Origin of the sequence: Legionella santicrucis (assembly GCF_001468135.1) — a bacterium.
GTDB classification, from domain to species: Bacteria; Pseudomonadota; Gammaproteobacteria; order Legionellales; family Legionellaceae; genus Legionella; species Legionella santicrucis.
Genome location: NZ_LNYU01000081.1, coordinates 35,163 through 58,422, shown reverse-complemented (window position 1 = coordinate 58,422; position 23,260 = coordinate 35,163). Strand labels below are relative to the sequence as shown.

Here is a 23,260-nt window from a genome sequence, read left to right as displayed (position 1 = left end):
AGCTTGATGCTGGGCGGTCCTGTAAGAAACTATTTTTAATAAGAGCGCGTTAAAGTTTGATTGGATTCACAAAAAATAACAGTTTCGCCTGTTTCTGGGGCAATAAACGCCTTCTCTTTGAGACCGTGTGTTAAAATACTGTGTTGCAAATCTATGAACGGATCATCGATGTGCTCTAAAGAAAGACGAAAAGTCTGATGATGATTAGCTAAACTAAACTGGCTGTTGAGATCAATGCTTGCTAAAACAGCCTCTTTAGGATTCATATGCTGCTCTTTCATGAACCAACGCGGCTCATAAGCGCCTATAGGTAAAATACTGATATTAGGAGCTCCTAATTTTTCATAAATTAATTTGAAATGATCGCCATAACCAGAATCACCAGAAAAATAAATTTTAATTGTCCCAAACTGAATCCAAAATCCCCCCCAAAGTGCAGTATTGGTATCATTTAACGTACGTTTAGACCAATGTTGTGCAGGAACTAAAGTAATGGTTTGCTCCGGGTGGAACAAATGAGTTTGCCACCAATCTAATTCAATAATTTTTTTAACCTTTAAATATTTTTGATTACCTAATGGAACAATAAATAAGGGATTAAATCGACGCTCTAATTTTTTAAGTGAAGGCAAATCCATATGATCGTAATGATTATGACTGATCAAAACGATATCAATGTGAGGTAATTCTTTTAATGCAATTCCAGGCTTACGAACACGTTTTGGTCCTAATAATGAAAAAGGTCCTGCTCGTGTTGAAAAAATAGGATCGGTCAAAACATTGATGTTTTGTAACTGAATTAGATGGCTTGCATGATTAACATACGTAATGTATGCGCGATCAGTGGTATGTTTGGGGGCAAGTACCGGTGTTGCTTTGTTTTCAATAAAATCAGGCCAAGCATTTTTATCTTTTCTCTCTTTGAGCATTTGGAATACGTCTTTCATTCTTTTTTTAACACGTATTCCTGGGTTAAAAAAATGAGTTCCATTGTAATGATTCGAAATAGGATAGGCGGGAGGTATTTTATGTTTTGACATTATATAATCTTTTGATATGGTTGAATAACTTTTCAATTATAGCTTATCTTGGCATGAGTCCGATTTTACTGAAAGATCCAGACTCTATTTTTTATTTTTAGAAATGAAAACAAGGAGGTTCACATGTATACACTTTACTCATTTGGTACTCCCAATGGTATTAAACCAACCCTTATGCTGGAAGAGCTATCTCAACCGTATACGATCAAATTAATTGATATTTCCAAAGGCGAGCAATTTAATCCAGAATTTTTAAAAATTTCACCGAATAATAAGATCCCAGTTTTGTATGATTCTCAAGAAGATTTTTATTTGTTTGAGAGTGTTGCAATTTTGCAATATCTTGCAGAAAAGCATGAAAAATTTTTACCTAGTACTCCACAAGCTAAATACACAATTTTGCAGTGGTGTTATTTTCAAGCAGCACATATTGGCCCAATGTTTGGTCAATTGGGTCACTTTCATCGCGCAGCTCCCGAACAGATTCCGTATGCGCTAAAACGTTATGCAGATGAATGCGATCGTTTATTGTGTGTTATGGAGAAACAATTAACCAATTGCTCGTTTATTGGTGGAGATGACTATACAATTGCAGATATGGCTATTTGGCCCTGGATTTATTGTTTCCAAGTAATTTACGAACAAACTATAGATATGCAAAGATTTGCTCATCTGCTTGCATGGTATCAACGTCTAGGTGAACGTACTGCAGTGCAAGCTGCATTAAAGGCCTATAAGTTATCCTTAAAAGGTAAGATTTAGCTGAACGAATGCCGCTTACATAAACTAGATCTCAGCCTTAGCGAAAGTACAGCCGCAGAAAAGGTATATATGCCTCTTGGTGAAAGGCTGGATTTGAATGCAGATTAGGCGAAAATGATACTGAGGAAACAACGGAGCATATCCCCTCTCTCGGTTAGGGAGAATATGAGAGAGAGGAAAAAGAGGTAATCGCCGGTAAATTTAATTACATTGAAGAGTGGTCTGAGTCAATTGAGATTCGTGTGTTTCTGTAGACTCTTTGTCCTTCTTAGATGTGGCATAAAGCCCATTTTTGCTTAGAGACTCTCCAAGGAAGGCCTCTTTGGTGCTTTGTGCTTTAGACAATTTTTTAGACAAGCCCTTGAAATCCAAGCCTTCAAGTCTATCCACTTGTTTTCCTTGTCTTTCAAGGAGCTCCCGATAAGCAGCATTAGTATTTTCTAATTCTTTTTGTACGAGTACGAGCTTTTTTTCCGCCTCGCAAACGCGCTCAGCTATTTGCAGAAAGCTCGCTTCTTTATTTTTAAGAAAATCATCCAATTTCTCTTGAAAAACTCGTTGCTTTTCTTCATTGCCGATTGTGGATGAAAATTCAAAAATTGCTGCCCCCAAACTATCTATCATTAATTTGGCTTTATTTAGATCTTCCCCTAATTCTGTTCTTACCTTTTCAATCTCTAAAATTTTCTCTCCCAACTCTTTCTGGCTAGTACCATAAGCTTCATTAATATAGTGCAACTTTTCTTGAGCTCGTTGCAATAAATCTGTTTGTTGGTTTACACCCTCGGTTAACGTGTTGGCGACACTTTGTAACCCTTCTTTGGTGATAGTAAGTGTTTCATTTATTTTAGAGGTGGCTCGTACTTGTTTATCAACCGCGTCGATTTGATGACTTAAAAGATTAATATTTTCTGCAAGCCTTTGATTCTCTTGTACGAACTTTGAAACTTCGATCTCTAATTGTTCGCGAATTACATTTAAGGCATTAATCGTTAATTCAAGTAAATCTGCCAAACCTAAAATCCCTTTTTGCAAACTTTCCACCACACTTGTGCTGCATTTGTGATGATCATCAAGAATAAGTCCACCTGCAGTATAGGTAACCGCTGTTACGCCACAGATTGCCAAAAGAAAACCAACATTGGCAGCAATGCCAATAATTAAAGTAGGTAAGGTAAGCGCAACTCCTCCCAGAATCTTTTGCCACAGGGGTAATTCACCCCAAAAATCTGCAGCACGAGAGAAAAGGCTTGGGTTTTTCTCCAAGCTTTTAACAGTATCTTCCAAACTTTTTCTAATTTGTTCAAATATCTCTTTAGTAATTGTCATTTTTTTGAATTTATTTTCTTCAGTATCACTAAGAGTTTTTAACTTAGCTTGGATTTCTTCCTCTAAGTTTGTTTGGAGTGGCGTAGTTTCTGTTACTTCTTTGAGGTCATTTTCTGTATCTATAGTGACAAGAGCCTGAAGCTCTACTGTGTTGGTAGCCATGTGAAGTTCCCTTTCTGTTAAATATTCATCCTGTGCCAACTATTTTTAACCAGGATAGCTGAAAAAAACAAGTAAAAATTAATTTTTAGCGTTAGTGTAGTTTTAATTTAACAAAGGATGTTCTTTTTAAAGGCAGATAAAAGGATTGCTACACTATTAAATCGGAGGAAAAGCTAGGCTATAAAGCCTAGCTGAAATACTGTTTATTAATTCATGTTAAAAACAGGTTGATCTTCAACAAGTATCTCATCAACTTCATCGTGTTTTGGAGCTTCTGATTTAGGGAAGCAACGAGAGAAGCAATCAGAAACAGCAGAAACAATGCTAGCACCGCCGCGAGTAAAAATACTAGCAATTAATAATGGCGTTGAAACAGCAGCAATTACAGCCAATGCAGCAGTAATAACAGTACAAGCAACAGCGACAACACCTGACAAAGCAGCGACCATAAGTGCATCTTTTGCAGTTTCTTTTGCATTTCTATTGAAAAGACCAGCGACGCCAGCCCCAGCTGCAAATAATAAGCTTCCAGCAATAGTAATCGTTGCTAATGCCGCACCAATTGCTGTAACACCAGCAATAAGACCTAAAGCTACAGGAGTAACAATGGGAGCAACTAAATTACCACCAAAATCTTTTAAGCTTCTATAAGGAGTAAAAAATCCTGGAGCATCTTTTTTCTTCTCAGCAGCATATGCAGCTAAAAGTCTTTGTGCGTCCTTTTTCTCGATCTCATTTTCTGAAAATGCAGCAACGCCACTTAACGCGATTAGTTCCTTAAAACTCAACTCAGGAAAGGTCTCTCTTTTCGCTTGCATAGTCTAACGTCCTCTTTTGATTAAAATTGCGCCATTCTATTTCAAAAAAAAGCTACGTGTCAAGTTGAGTTTCTTTAAGTTTTTTATTATTTTAATCATACTTAAAAAAACATGGTTTCTTATGACATTCACTATTGGACAACGCTGGATAAGCAATACCGAATCAAAACTCGGTCTGGGTATTATTGTTGATGTAAGTGGCAGACAGGTAAGTTTGAGTTTTCCTGCTGCTGGAGAAGAGCGCATTTACTCTACGGATAATGCGCCGCTGAGTCGCATCATTTATAAAGAAGGTGAAGAAGTAATGACTTCCAACCACCAAAAAATGAGTATTACTCATGTTGAGGAGCGACAAGGGCTGTATTTTTATATTGGCGAGGATGATGCAGGTAATGAGCTTCATATCAGTGAACTTAATTTAGATTGTTTTATCAACTTAAATACCCCTGAGCAACGATTGTTTAGTGGATTATTGGATAAATTAAGTACTTTCAAATTAAGAATAGATACTCTAAATCATGCGAGCAGATTACAACAATCTCAAGTCAGAGGATTATTAGGCTCACGAACCAGTCATCTAAAACATCAGGTTTATATCGCTCATGAAGTTGCTCAACGTTATGCCCCACGCGTCCTACTTGCCGATGAGGTAGGCCTTGGGAAAACCATTGAAGCGGGCATGATTTTGCATTATCAACTCTATACGGGACGTGCCAATCGGGTGTTAATCGTGGTCCCGCAAACATTGATTCATCAATGGCTGGTAGAAATGATCCGCCGTTTTAACTTGAACTTTTCAATCATTGATGCCAATCGCTATGAACTGGTCTACGAGCTCGACGAAGAAGAAGGAATTCAAATCGGAACAACGCAAGAAAATCTTTTTGAAAATGAACAATTGATTTTATGCAGCTTGGATTTTCTGATGGACAATGAAAAAGCACGTCAACAAGCACTAGCAAGCAAATGGGACTTACTTGTCGTCGATGAAGCCCATCATTTACATTGGTCTGAAGAAGAGAAGAGTCCTGAATATGAATGTATTGAAGAATTGTCCGCACACAGTAAAGGCTTGCTGTTGTTGACGGCAACTCCTGAGCAAGCAGGAATCGCCAGTCATTTTGCACGATTACGATTACTTGACTCTTCACGATTTTATGATTTTTCTGCATTTAAAAAAGAAGAAGAAGGATATCAAGAAATCAATAAACTCGTGCAAACACTTATGGCTTATGGTGAAGAAGCATCTCTTGATGATTTAAGCATGGAATTAAGATCACAACTTGAAGTTTATTTGGGAGAAGCAATAGGAGCTAGCATTGATCAAGTGATTAAGGATTTGTTAGACAGACATGGCACAGGGCGAGTTTTATTTCGCAATACTCGTGCAGCCATTCAAGGATTTCCTGAACGACAAGTGCATGCTTACTCATTAGAGTGCCCTGTCATTTATTCATCATTAGAGGAGCAAAAAGGCCAAAGAAAACTTTATCCAGAACAACTTGTAGGTAAAGAAATTTGGCTTGAAAATGATCCCCGCGTGAAATGGTTAACCGATAAGATTAAAGAACTTTACCCCAAGAAAGTACTGATTATTTGTGCTAAAGCGAATACTGCTATTGCTTTGGATCAGTATTTAAAATTAAAAATGGGAATTCGCTGCACTTCTTTCCATGAAGGATTGTCTATTATTGAACGTGATCGTGCTGCAGCTTATTTTGCAGAACAAGAAAATGGAGCACAGGCACTTATTTGCTCTGAAATAGGAAGTGAAGGTCGGAACTTTCAATTTGCACATCATCTTGTTTTGTTTGATTTACCTTTAAATCCTGATTTGGTGGAACAACGTATTGGACGCCTCGATCGTATAGGACAACGACATACGATTGAAATTCATGTTCCGTACCTATTGAATTCAGTGCAAGAAAAATTATTTCGTTGGTATCATGAAGGAATTAACTTATTTACCCAAAGCTGTTCTGTTGGTTTTTCTCTTTATGAAGAATTTGAAAATGAGCTTTTGCCTATTCTAGATCGAGTAGAAACAGGTGAAGAAGAGCTCCAAACATTAATTGACCATACCAAAATACGTGCAGAAGAAATCAATCAAGCATTACATGATGGGCGTGATCGTTTGCTGGAACTAAATTCGTGTAACGCCTTACAAGCCCAGGAATTAATTACTGCAATCGAAGCAGAAGAAAATTGTTTGGAATTGGAAAATTACATGGCTCAAGTATTTCAAGAGTACGGTATTGATCATGAATATCATTCAGAAAATACTGAAATCCTACGCCCCACGGATCATATGAAAACAAGCCATTTTCCAGGTTTAAAAGAAGATGGTGTTACTGTAACTTATTCACGACCTAAAGCCCTGATACGCGAGGATGTTGAATTTCTAAGCTGGGAACACCCTATGGTCAGTGAATGTATGGAAATGACTTTAGAATCTGAGTTAGGAAACGCAACTTTAGCGACAATATCCATTAAAAGCATTAAACCTGGAACTTTATTTTTGGAATCCTTTTATACGGTAAATTGTGCAGCGCCAAAAAGCCTACAACTGGATCGCTTTTTATCCCTAGAACCGATTCGTGTGTTCATGGATGCTTCAGGAAAAAATCTTTCTAAGGTATTGGGTTATAATCAATTAAATCAATTGTGTGAGCCTGTTAAACGTCACTTATGTTATCCCATTATTCAGCAGGTTCACCAAGATCTGGAAACGATATTAACCCAAAGTAAAAAAGTTGCTGAAATTCAGCTTCAAGAAATTCTTGAGCAAGCGGTTGTGCAGATGAAGCATTGCATTAATCATGAGGTAAATCGGCTTGAGGCACTAAAAAAGATAACCCCCTCTATACGCGATGAAGAAATTACTTATTTAAAAAATCAACTCGTAGAGAGTGAGCAGTTGATGCATAGCGCCACTTTAAAGTTACAGGCATTAAGAGTAGTGATTAATAAGGTTTAATTAAACTATTTCTCTTAACAATCATTGCTGCATTGCATGACATTATGACCTAGAGTTCGTAGGTTGGACCGAAAGCCAACCTACGATTTCGAGATAATGAACCGCTCGCTTATCTATCACTAATGGCAGTGATCCTCACTCCAGACCTTTGCATCTGTAAGCCTATTTTATAACGACGTACCCTCTTGTGAACTCTCAATATATTTGCCGAATTGATATCACTTATAAATACAATCAATTGGATTAAATATGAACACAGTGATTAAATACTTCTATAAACAATAATCTATAAAGAGGATTAAAATGACCAAGTTATATGTTTATTCACTTGATTATGATGGGTGCATGGCAGAAAAGACTCTCAAAGAGATGATCGAGGCAAACGCTGAGTTAATAGAGGAAATTACTGATCGTATTAATGCAGGAAATGAAGTTACTATTTGTGTTGGCTCTAATAGACAAGGGATTCATAAGGATCATTATAACTCTAGAAAATCTGGCTGTGTTTCTGTTTTTACTGCTTATCCAGCTCTAGTAGAAAAAATTAAAACAAAAATTGAAGATAATGCAAATAAAAACAATATTAAATTTGATGGCTTTTTAACAATAGATGCTCAGCAAGGCGAAGTTCCGGGCACTAATTTTAATAAATATCAAAAGATATCCTATATAACAGACAAAAGGATCCCGACTCTAGATGATATAAAAGATATTAAAAATCTACCTGAAAATAAAACAGATGAGTCAAAAATATCAACCTTATATGCACAAATGCATCATTTTGCATTCTTACATCCAAATGAAGAAATTGAGTTCGTTTTTAAAGATGATCAAAAAATAATATTAGAACTATTACATCAATTCTACAGTCAAAATCAAAACTTAATTCCTAGAAATATTACTTTGAAACTTGAACAAAAAATTTCAAATGAAGTGAAAAATGCTATTGAAATAAAGATTAATGAAGATAAATTTAGCGAGTTAGATGCCTGGAATGCAACTATAGGAGGAAAAGCAGATTCTTTACCCGCTATTAAGGGGACTGGTCATTTAGATAGTGACTATTCTAAGACATCTACAGCGATGCTAATCATAGCCAATCAAATTGCAAGTAAACGCGAAGAAGTTCACCCCTCAAAAACCGGTTTTTCTACTCCAAGACAAATTTTTAATAATCCTAAAAAAGCGTTGGAAGAAGTGAATCGCGTCGCGAGCAATGCAAAATATGGCTATTTTTCTGGTAATGAACTTAATAATACTTTTTTAGCTGCCTTCAAAGAATATCAATTAGAAAAAGAAATCGCTAAACAGATGAATGTCTTTGTAGATGTGCGTCAAGAAGCAGAACAAAATACACTTACCAGTGATCATGAGTTTCAAGCCTTTAATGGTCCAATCAGACATGCTAGCTATAATGTCGCCATTACTGGTCCTTTTTGCATGCAAAATTCAGACCCTTATGATCATCATAGTGATTTTAATTCAAGATTAACAGAAGTTTTAGGCATAAAAGATGCGGGAAAATGGCATCAACAAAGAATAAAACGCGAACAAGCAAAAATTATCGCCGCAGCCAATAATGGAATATCTCTTTTCAATCTCCAAGAAACCTCCGCGGTATTTGTTCAGGAAACATTAGATAAATTAAATCGAGTAAATTCAGGACACTATAAAGCACTTTCTTTCTCATTTAATAATAGCCCGGATCGACTTCAACATAATTTAGCTATTATTTACAACAGCCAAGAACTTACTCCTATCGGTGCTCCATTTTATAGAGAGGAGAATACAAGAATAATTGGGCAGGCATTCAAAAAAATAGACCCTGCCACCGGCAAGGTTCAATATCTTGTCATGCAAAACATCCATGGATATCATTTTGATAAGGCTCAAGATGGAGAAAACACGCTTAAAAAGCTTTTAGAACTGCCTGAGCCTATAAAAAGCAATATTGAAGATATTATTAAAAAAGAGAATAACCATACTTTACCCGATTATGACGTATGCCTTACCGGTGACACTAATTGTTGCCACCCACCTACGGACGATGAATTTAAATACATAGGTGTAAACACCGCAACTGTGCCTCCTCAAAATGCAACATATTTTGATGACGTATATCGAGTAGACTATACGGATGGGGCATTTTTTACCACCTATAAAAATGGCAAACGAATAGACACAGCACCGCAAATAGTCAACCCGGAAATTATTGGAGCTCAAGGAACTCCTATAGAGAATATAAAAGTTCCTGCACATCTCGCCCTTAAAAATAATCATTTTCAAGAATTTCCATTTGCAAGCCAATATAACTTAGATAAGTTTCAGCAAAGATTTAATCGATTAAACATTCAAGGTTGTGGCATTATCTATGAAAAAAATGACTATAATGTCTGTCGTGTAAAAATAACATCAAAAGAAGATATTTCCCTACAACTGGAAGAAGTTTTTAACTACGTGGAAAAAATTAAAACCAGTAATGGTTTTAAATACAATGTTTATCCTAATGAAGAAATTACTCAATTAAAAATCGAAAAACGTGAACATCTAAAATATTCAATGCGCTCTGAACTCATTAACTTAGTGGATGAGGGAGATAAAGAACAATTAAGAGTAACTATCAAAGAATGGTTAGAATCTTATCCTGATTTATTAAAAGAAACTTTAGAAGTAAACACAGCAGATATCGAACAAGATGTTTTTCTTAAAGCGTCAACCGCCAAAAATTTTAATATTGGAACAGCATGGGGAAATAATCCAGATACCCTATTTCCCACTGCACCGTCGATAAGCGCTATCCTAAATTATGCGGCTTATAAAGTCGGAATCACCAATTTTGGTGATTTAAATAAATACACTTCTCAACAGAAACTGGATTATATTTATAAAAATATCAATGATAAAAAACTTGCAGATAAAGACAAACAGTTATTTGCCAATATTTACGTGGATTATCCAGAAGAGACAAGAAACAATCACTTAAATGGAGCAATACATTTTCTTCAATCATTAAAAACATCATTGACGCCCCCATTAAGGATAGAAGAACTCGCTTTAGATAAACATTCAGAAAGAAGAAAAAGAGGTGAAAAAAAATTTGCAAATGAATCTAAAGACTACAACCAAGCAAAAGAAAACATAATAAGGGAGCTAAACTCCTTTAAAGAAAGCTACCAATCTCATTTAACGGGAGTAAAAAATCATACAACAAGAAATGCAAAAATCAATATTGCTGTGGGTGCTATAGCGGTCCTTACTGGAGGAGCCGCTATAGCAGCTATTCTATTGACTGCGCCCTTTTCATTACCAGCAATTGTAGGTATATCACTGCTGGGATTAGCAATAACAACAGCGGTTTTAGCTACCTCTACACGTGCAAGATCTTTTCTAAAAGAAGCTTCATCCATGCAAAAATTAATTAATTTTTTGGATAATTCAGTGACTCATAAAAAAGAATTATTAGGACACTCTGAGAAAGAAGCTTTAAAAACTAATAACGCCATTAAGGATAAAATGGAGCACATCGCTAAATTAGAAAATGGCACTAGATTATTTGAGGAGCTAGTCAGAATAAGGGATGCTGAAGAGAAGATAAGCACTCATATGCCAAAAAAAGAACAAGTTAAGGTAAGAATGGATGCATTAGATAAACAATCTCATGATAATGTAATAGCTATTCAAAATTTATTAATATCTGTTGGTGAGGGGAAAGGAGACTACATCGAGCAAGAACTAAAGAATGCAAAAAATCGATTGGATAAATTACCCAAATTTGTTCAATCTCATTTACAAAATTATCTCTATGAAAGTGACCCACAGAAAAATAAGCAACTAGAGGCAGGCATTAATAAACTCCTTGGTTCAAAGAAACAAATAGAAACAAATCCATCACAACAAGAGGAGCAAAAACCAATCTCCAATAAAAGAAGAGGATCGGTCTTCTCGCTTGGAATGTTTTCACAAAACAATGCAACCGTATTAAGCTCATCCCAAGTACCAAGCCAAAATATACAAAAGATAAAAGAAGAACGAAACGTGATGCAAAATAATGACGAGGAAAACCTCAAAACGCCCCTCATTTATCCTGTGCTCTCTTAGATTTTATTTCTATTCTAGCAATACCCGAATGGTCGAATAATCATTCCCCGATGTTGGGGGAATGATTAGGAGCTGTTGACAATTGATTCCCACTGTGTACGTGTCACGCTTTATGCGTCTTAATCCATAGGTTTAAAATGTGCTGTAAAATGGCGCAAGAATGGGGCCTGCTTGGTTATGGTATAGGCAGGAATGTTCTTTCGGTTTTTCCAAACATGTTCTATGACTTCAATAATATAATCAAAATGGCTTTGTGTATAAACTCTGCGCGGGAACGCAAGACGCACCAATTCATGCAAAGCAGGATATTCTACCTCGTTTTTTATCCGTCCAAACATTACTGTGCCTAATTCCACACCACGAATTCCGCCCTCAATAAAAATCTCATTTACCAGCCCAATCCCTGGGTAGCCAGAAAAGGGTATATGAGGGCAAAAGCTTGCGGCATCAAGAAAAATTGCATGACCACCTGCAGGACGTACTATAGGGATGTCTCTATCGATTAAACGTGTAGCCATATATTCAATCGTTGCATGGCGATAACGTTGGTAATCATATTCAAGCGCTTCCTTTAAGCCTACAGCGATTGCATCCAGATCTCGACCTGCCAACCCTCCATATGTAGGAAAGCCTTCCGTAAGAATAAGCATATTACGAAAATCATTGGCCCACTCATCATTATTGCAAGCAAAAAAACCACCAATATTTGCCATACCATCCTTTTTGGCACTCATAGTAGTAGCATCCGCATGCTGAAACATTATATTGGCAATTTCTATTAATGTCTTATTTTTATACTCTGGTTCATATTCTTTAATAAAGTAAGCATTTTCAGCAAAGCGAGAACTGTCAAGAATAAGAGGGATATTATACCGCTGTAGGAGACTTTTCACTTCTACGATGTTTTCCATCGACACGGGTTGCCCTCCGCCTGCATTATTTGTAATGGTCAGCATACAAAATGGGACCCGTTTTGCTTGATTTACTTTAATGACTTGCTCAAGTTTATTAAGATCCATATTCCCCTTAAACTTTTTTTCAAGAAATAAATTTTCTCCATCTGAAGTGAGTAGATCTTGTGTGACTGCACCAACATATTCGATGTTCGCACGAGTCGTATCAAAATGACTGTTGCTTGGAACAATATCACCTGGCTTAAGACGAGTGACGGAAAGTATACGCTCTGCAGCACGTCCCTGATGGGTCGGAAAAATATGCTTGAATCCAGTAATTTCACGCACCGTGCTTTGAAAATGCTGCCAGGAGGTACTACCAGCATAACTCTCATCACCAAGCATCATTGCAGCCCATTGCTGTGTTGACATTGCTCCGGTGCCACTATCAGTGAGGAGATCAATAGTGACATCCTGAGCGTTAAGAAGAAACATATTATAATGTGCTGCTTCAAGTTGCTTGATGCGATAATCATGCTCAGTGATTACCATTGCCTCCGTCATCTTAATACGAAATGGTTCAATGATTGTTTGCATAAGAAGTCCTTTTCTGTACTATGCAGTTATTCAATTGCTTTAAACTCAAATACACGAAACATTATAAAATAAGCCATTTAAGATCATTCTTAGTGCTTATCTATTCGTCAGTCATGCTCATATGAGGTAATATGAATTAATTAAGCAACATCAACAATAATCTTATCATTATCAATACGGACAGGATATATTTTCAAATTCTTAGGTTTACTCAGCTTACCGAGTACCGTACCAAGAACAGGTGGCCAGGGTGACCAGCATTCAGATTGTCCCGTTGTAAGATCAAAGGCACTTTTGTGAAAAGGACAAACGATGGTGTTTTCATCAGTAATCACACCCTTAGTCAAAGGTAATTTAAAATGTGGGCATTGAGAAGCAACAGCATGTACTGTGTCATTGTGCCAAATTAACAAAATTTTATGACCATCAATGGTTTCACAGTGACGTCCTTTTTGTTGCAGCTGATCGAGGGAAATTGTTTGTTTCCAAGACATAATGATTTGATCCCTTTAGTTTTTATTAAAATGTTTCTCTTGTTAGCATTTACTTCAAGTCGTAGTGCTTAAAGCACTCTCGCTGGGCTATAAGATAAGTTTTAACTGAAACTAAAACAAGAGCCGACTTGGGGCTGCGTAGTGCATCAACAAAAAAAATGAGCCTAAACCACGGTTATAGGCTCAACTTTGTTTCAATCAAATAGTTCTTTAACATTGTGATAACGTTTTTGGATGCACTAAGTTTAAAAAGTCCTTGCTTTTCATTTGCAGCACTTCATTATGATTTCCTGCATTAAAGGCCAACCACTCTTGATGTGCCAGGCTTTCTGCAAGATAAACGTCCATACCATAAAGTTCACCAAAAAGTGGAATTGCGCCAATTTCACAGTCTTTAAATTTATCTTGAAACTCAAATTCATGAGCGATTTCTGCCTGTTTTGCATGAGTCTCATTTTTAAATGACATTAAATCCAGTCGCATGTTGGCAGGAATTGCTACAAGTACAAATTTTCCATCTAATTTGACTACCAAAGATTTAGCAAAATAGTTTCCTTTAATATGTGCTGCTTGGGCACATTGTAATGCCGTATAAGCTCTAGGATGACTGATGGTTTTGTAGGAAATATGATGAGTATCTATATATTTTCTAAGTGATGGGCTTAACATAAAGCACTCCTAAGAAAGCTTATAATGTTTAATTATAGACCACGCCACTTGTATGCGCTAACTACCTTACTTTCTTCACAAACACTTACATTACTCATTGCAAATGATCTGCGAACTAGACTTGTTGCCGCAATGACGGACAATAACAAAGATTATAGACAGAATCTTTCTTCGATTGACGAACAAATAAAGTTGATTAGGACACAAGCTATTGCAGAACAAAAAACAAGGAATGGACAATTAAAGAAAATACAAACAGCGCAAACTTGGGACAAACAGGCTTATTTGCTTCAAAAAAAGAAGGGTTCGATGAAGTAACCTGCTTTTACAATGAGCACTTCTATAATGAAACACCTTTAATGTAGAATCGTATTCCCGAATGAATGTTATTTGCAGGTAGACCTAAATAAAGAGATGTCATGTTTTTTAAAAAATGTTCTTTAGAAAATAAATCAATAAGTGATTGGCGAAACTTTAATAAATATTATCCCATCAAGAAATATCCAGAAGCAATGAGCTTTATTACGCTACTCAATAACAAAATAAATGAAGAGGAATTTCTAAAAGATGCCAGTACATTAATAAAATTTCTTTCACCATCTCTAGCAATGGTTAAAAATGAAGAGGGGAATCACTATAAAAAGTTAGTGATAGAAAATACAATTGATTTCATTGTTAATGATTATCCAAAAAATACTCCAGATGTCATCTTTATTCCCGGAAATAATGATTTATCTCAACTTGATGATTTAGTTTATACACTATTTCTTTTAAAGAAAAAGCTCATAAAAAATAATATAGAAAACGCTGAAGAAATAATTGCTGCAATACCCATTGTCATTTCAGGAAAGGGAGGGCATGGTGTAACAGCAGGGCCTATTTTTGCCACTACAGAAGCAGAAGCCATGCATTATTATTTAAAAAAAAGATTGCTCTATGGCAAGAATGGACTTAAAAATCCAATTTATTTAGAAAAAGAAGCCGAAAACACCGGTGCTAATATTGATTTTACGAAACCAATAATGAGACAAATTGCTCTGGAAACTCAAAAAGAAGAACAGGGTTTGAATGTTTGGTTAGTGCCAACACCTGTAGGTGGAATGAGACAACTGTTCACAGTCTCAAAACAATCTGGAGATACGACCAAGAAAGGTGGAAAAGGATATAATCTTCATCAAGTTTATATACTGCCGGATCGAAATAAAATTATTCGGGATTATTTCAATATAAATAATCAAGAAGACGCAGGAATCAATTTATTTGCCGCATTACGGGAAACAATAAATTATGTAAGTTATATGTTAAATAATGATTTTATGTCACCCAATGCACCAGATCCAGATGATTTAAGAGAAGCATTGACCATTACTTTTAAATATTATAAATGTTTAACAAAAAATACAATAAAACGAGAAGAAAGTATCATTGAGGCTATTATTAAATTTTCTGTGCTAAAAGAAGAAAAAGGCGGAATGAGCTATTTGGAAAAGAAAGACAAACAGCTCATAAATTCTATTAAAAAAGACATGAAATCAATCATACAGTACTTTCTAAATGCATTCGCACAAATAGAACGCCAACATATGGAGTACCTTCCAGAAAAACTTAGGCTAAAAAATAATGAGAGATCCACTCAGTCATTATTGCATCAGCAAGAAATGCTTACGAAACAATACTCCGCATTTTTTCATTCGAATTATATTATTGATGATCTACCCTACATTGAGAGTAAGTTAGAATATAGGTGCAAGTAGATTACTGTGAGTAGTTTTTAAAGACCGATTGCATGCAATCTTTAAGGACTTCATGAATTGATTTATAGGTAATTTTTTGTAATTCTATATAAGCTCAAGAGACAAAATTTTGAAAAATCAAGGAGAAAATATGGGAAGCTATGGATGTGCTGATGAAAAATGTTCTTGTCCATGTCATTTTAAACATGAAGAATGCCATCATCATGATCATTGTGATCATCATCATGGAGAAGAAATCAAGGCAAACTATTTTTTAGAGCTTGCCGACGAAGCATGGGAAGAGGTATTAAAAGAAAAAATCAAAGAATACATTTTGGATACTCAAAATAATCAAATGGTTAAACTCGCCAAAATAGTTGCAGAAGGAAATAACCAACGATGGCAAAATAGAGTGGAGAAAAAACAAGATTATAACGATTTCATGGATGAAATCCGCAAGTTCTTTAGCAAATCAAAAAAGTAAGTCGCGACTTAGAACCGCTCGCCAGAGAAATATGGCCATAGACGTAAGGGCCTTGTAGTCGTCCTCGCGCAAGCGAGGACCCATATTGATAAAGCACAATACCCAAGGCAAATGCCCTGTCTCAAAGATTTTATCTGTGCTTCGAGACAACATTTCGTGTTTCTTCAAGACCGATGCTCCAAAGGGGCACATCGAAGCATAGTTTTAACACATTATATTGAAAAATCACCCTTTTTATCTTTTTGTTCGATATCCATCATATCATGGGAGAATGTACCCGTTTGATATCTTAATGCTTGGGCAAAAAAACTTGGGTACTCCCTATTCTTATAAAATTTATCCTCAAAAGTCTCTAAGTGAAGTTGAGGTTGATTAAGTGTCGACCAAATCTCATCCATGAGGTCCTCATATTTGCGCATAGAGCATAAATCTTCTGATTCTATATCACTTGCTACTTCATATTTGATGGTATCAAAAATAATCTTATTGCCACCTTTCTTCCGTAAGGTTGCTATCATTTTTCGAACCTGTAAGGCATTTTCATCACTTGCAATTTTTGATTTACAATAGTTCGTCAATGCTGCCGTAACCTTATCACCAATATTTACATCCACAATGTATCTTTGACTTGGTGGAAAAGGGCGAAATGATACAAAAAAATCAAAAAAGGTGCGTATTTTAGTTTCTTCATCAACCAAACCAAGAAGTTGTTTCATAATTTCATCCGCATCAGTAGAATTTAAGGGCTCTGAAATCACTGAGTAATCTGAAAAACTACGCCACCGAGAATCAAAAATAGTTTGGCATAAAGGATTTGCAAGGACCTTAGCAAGGACACTAAATTTTGGAAAATGTTCTGCCTTATAGCTATAACTACTAAGATCAAAAAGGGTTAACGCACGACTTACCCCTTCCAGTGTGACATTTTGTGATAAGTAATTCAGAATGACGGTTAACTCTACTCCTGTTGAGAGAGCGCGCATCATAAAACCCACACAATCCTGCGGATTTTTGATGGAAAATAAAAATGTTACTACATCAGAGGAGAGCATCGTGTGATTAGAAAGAACATCAATACTCTCTTGCAAGTCTGGTAGATAGTGATTTGTGAATAAATGATTCAGCATGGATTTATTCAAGCATTTAAGATCATTAATTAAAATAATGAGATAGGTTAATTCAGATAAATAAGAAGAATAGTTTAGTATATGAAAAACGGTATCGCCATCAAGCAATCCTACACCTGCTTGATCGATTAAATGCAATAATTGAGATAGAGTCTCTTGTTGTTCAGCATCTAATTCAGTAAGAAGATTTGGAAATTGTGCAAAACTGTATGGAAATTTTAATTGCCAGTCCTTTAGCATAATGGATACTCTTAAATGATAAGAAATCAACCACAGATTAACTAGATTAAATACCTAAAGTCAAGAAAATAAAAACTTGCGGACAATGCGGTACAAATCAAGATAGGGCTACTTTTGCTTGAGAGTATCGCCCAATTTCCTCATCTATTAATTGGACTAGTGGCCTATAATGAAGCGTTGAATAATCATGTGTTTCAGCAAGAAAATGTCTGGGACCAGAGGCAATTTCATAAAGCACGTCAAGCTATCGTTTCGGAAGCAGCTAAGCTTTTGACACCGGCAGACCAATTAGCAGTAAAGAATTGACTGTAGTCAAACAATTTACACACCAAATTAAAGATGTTATTGATCCTACATGCCAAATTAAAAATCAAATAAAATCATTAAGCATTTGATTTTCAATTAATAAAAAGTTGATTGGATGGTATGAATATCATCCAGTCAACATGATTATTCTACTCGTTCAGGTAAATAAGTTTAGATTTTTATCGATTGATTCATCTCTCTCGATTTTCATCCCTTGTGTAGATAATAGTTCAGATTGATTTCCCTTAGAAAAAAATGAAGAAGCACTTAGCGAGCGCTTCAATAATTTGGAGTGCTTTTCTTGTGGAGGCTCATCCACATGAGCTTGTGATGAAACGGGATGCAGGGGATGTTCGGGATGAAAAAAACTTTCTGAATAAACCAATGGACTTAGAGTATCCATAAGCTCCTCAGAAATAAGTTTTAATTTTTTTACATCTTCCTGTACCGTAGCTGATAACCATTTCCATAAATGGGCCAACTGAATGTTCGCTGTTTCCATACTAAACTGTTGCACTTCTTCATCAAGATAGCCATAACGAAATCCACTAAAATGAATTCCTAGCGGTTTTAAAACAATCATCACTCGTTCCAGGTGTTTTTTCTTATCATCAAGCATCACAATATGGCGAGGAGTACGCCCTAATCGCGATAAAAACGAATTTAAATTTTCTCCTTTATCACCGCCTGCACAAAAAATAACACCTCCCTCACACGAGAAGTCATCATCAGGCACAATACTGTTGCGTGAAAAATCAACACCCATATCAGCGAGCTGCCTCAATGTCTGATGTCGAATCGAATACCCGCGTGCAGTTAATCCAATGACGGGAATACCAATATCTTGCAACGCTCTAATGATATTCACTATCTTTGGTTCTACTGCAGAAGTGCGCACAAAATGTTGTGCTGAATTATAAACCGACATCAGTGAAGGCTGAGCAATAGCCTTTTCAATTTTTTTCTGCGAGACATGAGAAAATAAGCCTTCAAACCATGCATCTCCTCCAAACGCAATTCTAGGAGTCATGACCGTATTATCGAGATCTAACACTAACCAAGTATTAAAATGAATGTCTTTTAAGGCTTCTCGAAAATTTTTTATTTCCATAATTTTTTGAAACATCGTTATCCCCTACATCATTCAATAAAAAAACGCTGGGCCTGACTCACCCAGCGCAATAAAGAAATGGATTATTTGTATTGGAATCGTTTCTGATTCTGTTCAGGATTAGTGTCAATATCCATAGAGGCTGGTTTGAAAAATCCATGACCATGAAGACGTGCATTTTTAGAGGATTTATTTTTTGCTTGTACCTCGACTATCTCTTCTGACTCTGAATCTTCTATATCCATACTGTTCCCATCAGATACACTTTCTTCCTCATCGGAATATTCTGAATCTTCAGAGGAATTAACATAATCTTCATCATCTTCTTCATTCTCTGGAAGATCTTTATAACGCTCCTCCATCTCTTCAATTTTTTGTTGCCAGCGTTTTAAACCAGGCAACATATCCCTTGTTAACTCTCCTCCTTCTTTACCTGATGATGGACTTTTAACTTCCTCGATTTCCTCTTCATCTGATTCAATAATTCGTCTTCGTTTAGGCTTAGCCTCTTTCTGTTCGCTATTTGCAGAAAGTTGGCCAAACAGCCCCATAGAGAGCGGTTTTATAGGAATAGGGCTTATAATTTTAGGACGCTGTAGCTCTGCTTCGCTGGTTTGTCTTAATTCTCGCGCATCTATGGGATTTACTGCTGGAGTACCTGTAAATTTTTCAGCCACAGACTGCAACCAAGTGATAATTTTCATAAATCCATTATTGGCTAGCTCAGCCTGCATCTCCGCAGTAACCGTTTGACCCATTCTCTCTAAATTGGGTGAGTTAGTTTGTTTTAATGCAGCATAAGTCCTCAAACCTGTTGATGCAACCCAATACCCACATAATCCTCTGTTTAATCCTTCGGCATTCGGAATAACAGAAAGTTTGGCTCCCTTAGGTAATTGGTTTACTAGACAATCTACATAATTTTTACCTGATGTCGGCCCTAAAGGATCAAAAATGAAGTATCGATTACCATGGCCGTGCATTAACATAATCCAATGGCCAGAAACATTTCTTTGACCAACATCAGTTAATATAGGCATGAATCCTTGGCGATTCAGTGCATCTAAATTAAGTGTTGGATTACCATTATAGATAGAGCCACTAATTATTTCTGGATACCCCATGCGGGTAAAAAGAGCATGCATTCCTGATTGGGTTAATTCCATTTCTTCTACATACAATTCTGATCTTTTGGAACCATTTATAGGTGAAGAATCTCTGGAGTCAACAAGCATCAAATCTAAATCTGAAGATCTATCTTGAGTTATATGATTACGTTTTAATAACTTAGCGTGTTCTTCAGCAGGCATATTAGGAATAACAATTTTTGATTTTGAAGCCAGTGAAATTAGATGTCTTTTCTCTTTATTCTCTTCCATGGCACGAATAACATCATGAATATTGTTAATCGGTTTACCATTTATTTCTTTAACAATGCTACGAATGTGCTTTTCGTAACCTTGTGTTTCCTTACAATTAAGAATTGTATTGATCACAATAACTTGATCAGTAGGATTTTTTTTAGGGGCATCAGGTAAGGAGCAGTTCTCTTCAACCAAATGCATCTCTTCAAATTCACAGCCATTTCCTTCCATATAATTACGTGTCAACGGAACAAAACAAATTCCAGAGTTGATGTAATAAGTTGGCATTTTATCGTGCTCTGAGACTGATACTTTCTCGGTATCTCCCAAGATCGTATCCAAAACAACATCAATCTCTAACTCCTCAACTGCCTCTTCATTTACTTTCTTGCGTAAAATGTTGAGTCTGACTTTATCACCGATGAATTTAGACTGTGTCACATGAAAATAATCGATACAATTGCCGATTTCTGGAATATCGACTGTACCTTCGTTTGAAATCGGTAATCCATCAATAGCAAGTATGATGTCATCGGGGTTTAACTTATTAAATGCATCGGATAAATTATCTACTTTTAAAATGCGAATTCCCGAGCGTTTGCCCATCTTATAAAATTCACGCTCATGAAAGTTTTCGATTTGTTCGGTAACAATAGGAAGGGTTGGGAATCCACGATATTTCTTGCCATTAAATGCTTCTCTTAAGAAATGCTCCATGATAGGAACCGGGATAATATAGTTTAATCCTTGATGTCCACCGTATCCTTGAAAAGCAACGCCAACTACTTTGTTTCCTATAAATACTGGTCCACCACTATTCCCAGGATTAATTGCAGCATCAACTTGAGCTTGTAACAAATTTTGGCCGCTCATGGAGTAACTATCTACTTGAATACGTGAAACAATACCTTTTGAAAGAGATATTTCTGTACCGCCCATAGGGAAACCAACAACCATGATTCTATCGCGTAAACTCACCATCTCACCCATTTCTACTGGGTCTATAAGTTCAGCAAATTCAGGATCATCAACCTCTAATAAAGCTAAATCACATTGATATGAAACACATTTAACCTTTGCTTCATATTTTTTAATGCGATTATTCGCTAATCGCACTTGCAGAAAGGTTGAGTTTTCCGCTACATGAGCATTAGTCATAACGTATTTTTTTCCCGAAGGATCTTGCACAATAAAACCAGAACCTGAACAAGCAGAAGATTCTGGGCCTCGCCAGGGATTATCATAATCGGCAACAAAAAAATCAGAATAAATTTGTACTACTGAGCGCTCATGTTGATTCTGAGTAGGAAACTTGACTCGTTTTCTAACTGGCGGCTCGAAAAACTCTTCTTCGTCACTTTCTTCTGTTCGCCTTCTTTTTCGATTCAGTGAGCTTGGTTTATCACTCGTTGACTCATGTGGCGATCTCGCTACTTGGTTTTCTAGAGCAACTCGTTTGGATTTTGGTGCACTCCGTTCAAAATCCTCTTCAACATCCCTATCACGCTTTCTTTTTCTACTTAGGGGAATCTCGTCTAAAGAAGCCTCTTGATGAGATACTGAGGTTTTTATTGCATCGGTCTTGTTTACTTGGGTTTTTGTTAAAATAGATGTACCTTTTTTAGATGAACCATGTTCATCACCTTTTGATTTGGCACCTTTAACTATTTGTTTACTCACCGGATCGATCTTATTTAAAATATTATAAGTTACTCCAGCACCCTGAGCTAAATCAGATGCTTTAGGAAATAAAGGATAAGCCAGAAAAGGATCTATGGATTGCATCAATTCTACATATCGTTCTTTTATTTTAATTTTCACATCAAAATCAATATGCTTCACCACTTCAGAATCAAGCAACATTTCAAATTTGGGTTTAATTGTTAATAAGGAGTCTGGAGCATTTATGGCGAACCATTTGATAATTCGTTCTAAAATCATCATCTGGGTATTGGCCCATTTTGGCGCAGAACCTAGGTTATCTTTAGTTTGTGGGTTCATACTCATTGGCATTAATGACCAACCTTTAAGATGCAACCATTCGGGGCGAAAGCTATTTTTATAAAAATTATCTTTAATATCTGCTTTAAAGGCGCGTTGTAACCGTTTTTTCATCTCTGGATGAAGTTCATCGGTCATTTTATCAAAAAAATGTTCATAGGCATCTCGAGCTGATTCTCCCATCACTGTATTTTGATCAGGAGTTCTTGTTTTAATAAGATCACGTTGCGGAACAGAATCATGCTCAACCGTTAAAACATCCCCGCCCTTAGTGACGCGTTCCATTTCTGCCAAATCTTTCTTTAAATCTTTTTTCACTGATTTAGGAAGATCCTCTCGAAATAAAGGTGTTTCTTTAATCGACCCCCAAAAAGGTTGCTTACCTTCTTCAGGAGAGGGAGAAAAACAAGCTATTTGAATGGGCTCTTCATCGTCGTTCTCCCCTACTTTTCCATTAATAAAGCGTTTTGCATACATCGGTGTATGACCATCAGGTGTTTGAGCTCGAAATCGATGCATCCCACGGAAAGGTTCAATCGCTTCAATATTAACCAAAGGACGAACTGTAGGTGTTTCTTCATCATTGACAGAAGGAAGTTCATATTGTAGTGCAACAGTTTGATCATCCTCTTTAGTGATCACTGCATGTCCTATTTTTTTGCTATTTGGTGCATAACGAAAATGCTCATTTTTTGTGAGATGAGAAAAATCATTCGCAGTAAATTTTTTGTTGTTTTTGTCAGTTTCAGAATTGTGGGAGGGTGAAATACCGGTATCTTGTTGACCTTTTTTTTCCTTTTTGAGGTCTTTTTCCATAGAACTTTCATCGATATCCATTCTATCTTTGGGCATAATTTTAACTCCTTAGTAAAGACAATGTAAATCCATTACAACTCTTTGCTAAAAGGCAGCAATTTATTGTTAACAGAAACAAATCTGAGTGTAAAGATATTTTTTTATGACAAAATCAGATCAAATAAAGAGCGAATGGTATAAATAAAAACAAATCTATTCGTATTTAAAAAGTAATTACTTGCACGTCTTGTCCGTAGGAT

At 36.2% G+C, this 23,260-nt stretch carries 15 protein-coding genes; 6 read left to right on the top strand and 9 right to left on the bottom strand.

Annotation, left to right across the window (positions count from 1 at the left end; all coding sequences use genetic code 11):
- Positions 1-35: 35 nt before the first annotated feature.
- Positions 36-1,040, bottom strand: a complete 1,005-nt coding sequence (locus tag Lsan_RS13685; protein WP_058514776.1) for an MBL fold metallo-hydrolase — start codon at positions 1,038-1,040, stop codon at positions 36-38.
- Positions 1,041-1,163: 123 nt separating this feature from the next.
- Here Lsan_RS13685 and Lsan_RS13680 point away from each other — a divergent pair, with 123 nt between their 5' ends.
- Positions 1,164-1,802: a glutathione S-transferase family protein gene (locus tag Lsan_RS13680; protein ID WP_058514775.1), complete on the top strand. Its 639-nt coding sequence runs from the start codon at positions 1,164-1,166 to the stop codon at positions 1,800-1,802.
- A 201-nt stretch (positions 1,803-2,003) separates the two neighbouring features.
- Here the strand turns inward: Lsan_RS13680 and Lsan_RS13675 are convergent, their stop codons facing one another.
- Both Lsan_RS13675 and Lsan_RS13670 read right to left on the bottom strand, forming a co-directional pair.
- On the bottom strand, positions 2,004-3,293 hold the full coding sequence (locus Lsan_RS13675) for a LegC2/C7 family Dot/Icm T4SS effector (RefSeq protein ID WP_058514774.1): 1,290 nt from the start codon (positions 3,291-3,293) through the stop codon (positions 2,004-2,006).
- A gap of 206 nt (positions 3,294-3,499) precedes the next feature.
- Positions 3,500-4,111, bottom strand: coding sequence for an SLC5/6 family protein (locus Lsan_RS13670; protein ID WP_058514773.1), 612 nt, complete (start codon positions 4,109-4,111; stop codon positions 3,500-3,502).
- A gap of 121 nt (positions 4,112-4,232) precedes the next feature.
- Between Lsan_RS13670 and rapA the strand changes: the two genes are divergently transcribed.
- Positions 4,233-7,088, top strand: a complete 2,856-nt coding sequence (rapA, locus tag Lsan_RS13665) for an RNA polymerase-associated protein RapA (RefSeq protein WP_058514772.1) — start codon at positions 4,233-4,235, stop codon at positions 7,086-7,088.
- 303 nt (positions 7,089-7,391) lie between these two features.
- On the top strand, positions 7,392-11,186 hold the full coding sequence (locus tag Lsan_RS23085) for a hypothetical protein (RefSeq protein ID WP_058514771.1): 3,795 nt from the start codon (positions 7,392-7,394) through the stop codon (positions 11,184-11,186).
- A gap of 119 nt (positions 11,187-11,305) precedes the next feature.
- Here Lsan_RS23085 and Lsan_RS13655 read toward each other — a convergent pair whose 3' ends face one another.
- The 3 genes from Lsan_RS13655 to Lsan_RS13645 all read right to left on the bottom strand — a co-directional run bounded on the left by Lsan_RS13655 (position 11,306) and on the right by Lsan_RS13645 (position 13,839).
- Positions 11,306-12,676 carry a tryptophanase gene (locus Lsan_RS13655; RefSeq protein ID WP_058514770.1) on the bottom strand — a complete coding sequence of 457 codons (1,371 nt, stop codon included), beginning with the start codon at positions 12,674-12,676 and terminating at the stop codon, positions 11,306-11,308.
- A gap of 140 nt (positions 12,677-12,816) precedes the next feature.
- Positions 12,817-13,170: a Rieske (2Fe-2S) protein gene (locus Lsan_RS13650; RefSeq protein WP_058514769.1), complete on the bottom strand. Its 354-nt coding sequence runs from the start codon at positions 13,168-13,170 to the stop codon at positions 12,817-12,819.
- A 210-nt stretch (positions 13,171-13,380) separates the two neighbouring features.
- On the bottom strand, positions 13,381-13,839 hold the full coding sequence (locus Lsan_RS13645) for an aminoacyl-tRNA deacylase (protein ID WP_058514768.1): 459 nt from the start codon (positions 13,837-13,839) through the stop codon (positions 13,381-13,383).
- Between the two features lie 24 nt (positions 13,840-13,863).
- On the opposite strand from Lsan_RS13645, the gene Lsan_RS13640 reads away from it, so the two are divergent.
- From Lsan_RS13640 to Lsan_RS13630, 3 genes are all read left to right on the top strand, one after another.
- The gene (locus tag Lsan_RS13640; RefSeq protein WP_058514767.1) at positions 13,864-14,157 is read left to right on the top strand and encodes a hypothetical protein; all 294 of its coding nucleotides are present in this window, start codon (positions 13,864-13,866) and stop codon (positions 14,155-14,157) included.
- A gap of 101 nt (positions 14,158-14,258) precedes the next feature.
- Positions 14,259-15,593: a YdcF family protein gene (locus Lsan_RS13635; RefSeq protein WP_058514766.1), complete on the top strand. Its 1,335-nt coding sequence runs from the start codon at positions 14,259-14,261 to the stop codon at positions 15,591-15,593.
- 130 nt (positions 15,594-15,723) lie between these two features.
- Entirely contained in the window at positions 15,724-16,056 is a 333-nt protein-coding gene (locus Lsan_RS13630) for a hypothetical protein (RefSeq protein WP_058514765.1), read from the top strand.
- A gap of 212 nt (positions 16,057-16,268) precedes the next feature.
- On the opposite strand, the gene Lsan_RS13625 is transcribed toward Lsan_RS13630, so the two are convergent.
- From Lsan_RS13625 to Lsan_RS23375, 3 genes are all read right to left on the bottom strand, one after another.
- Positions 16,269-17,423, bottom strand: a complete 1,155-nt coding sequence (locus Lsan_RS13625) for a hypothetical protein (protein ID WP_058514764.1) — start codon at positions 17,421-17,423, stop codon at positions 16,269-16,271.
- 463 nt (positions 17,424-17,886) lie between these two features.
- A complete protein-coding gene (locus Lsan_RS13615) occupies positions 17,887-18,855 on the bottom strand; it encodes a DUF2608 domain-containing protein (RefSeq protein WP_058514762.1) in 969 nt (322 codons plus the stop codon).
- A 68-nt stretch (positions 18,856-18,923) separates the two neighbouring features.
- Entirely contained in the window at positions 18,924-23,057 is a 4,134-nt protein-coding gene (locus Lsan_RS23375; protein ID WP_058514761.1) for a PDZ domain-containing protein, read from the bottom strand.
- Positions 23,058-23,260 lie beyond the last annotated feature (203 nt).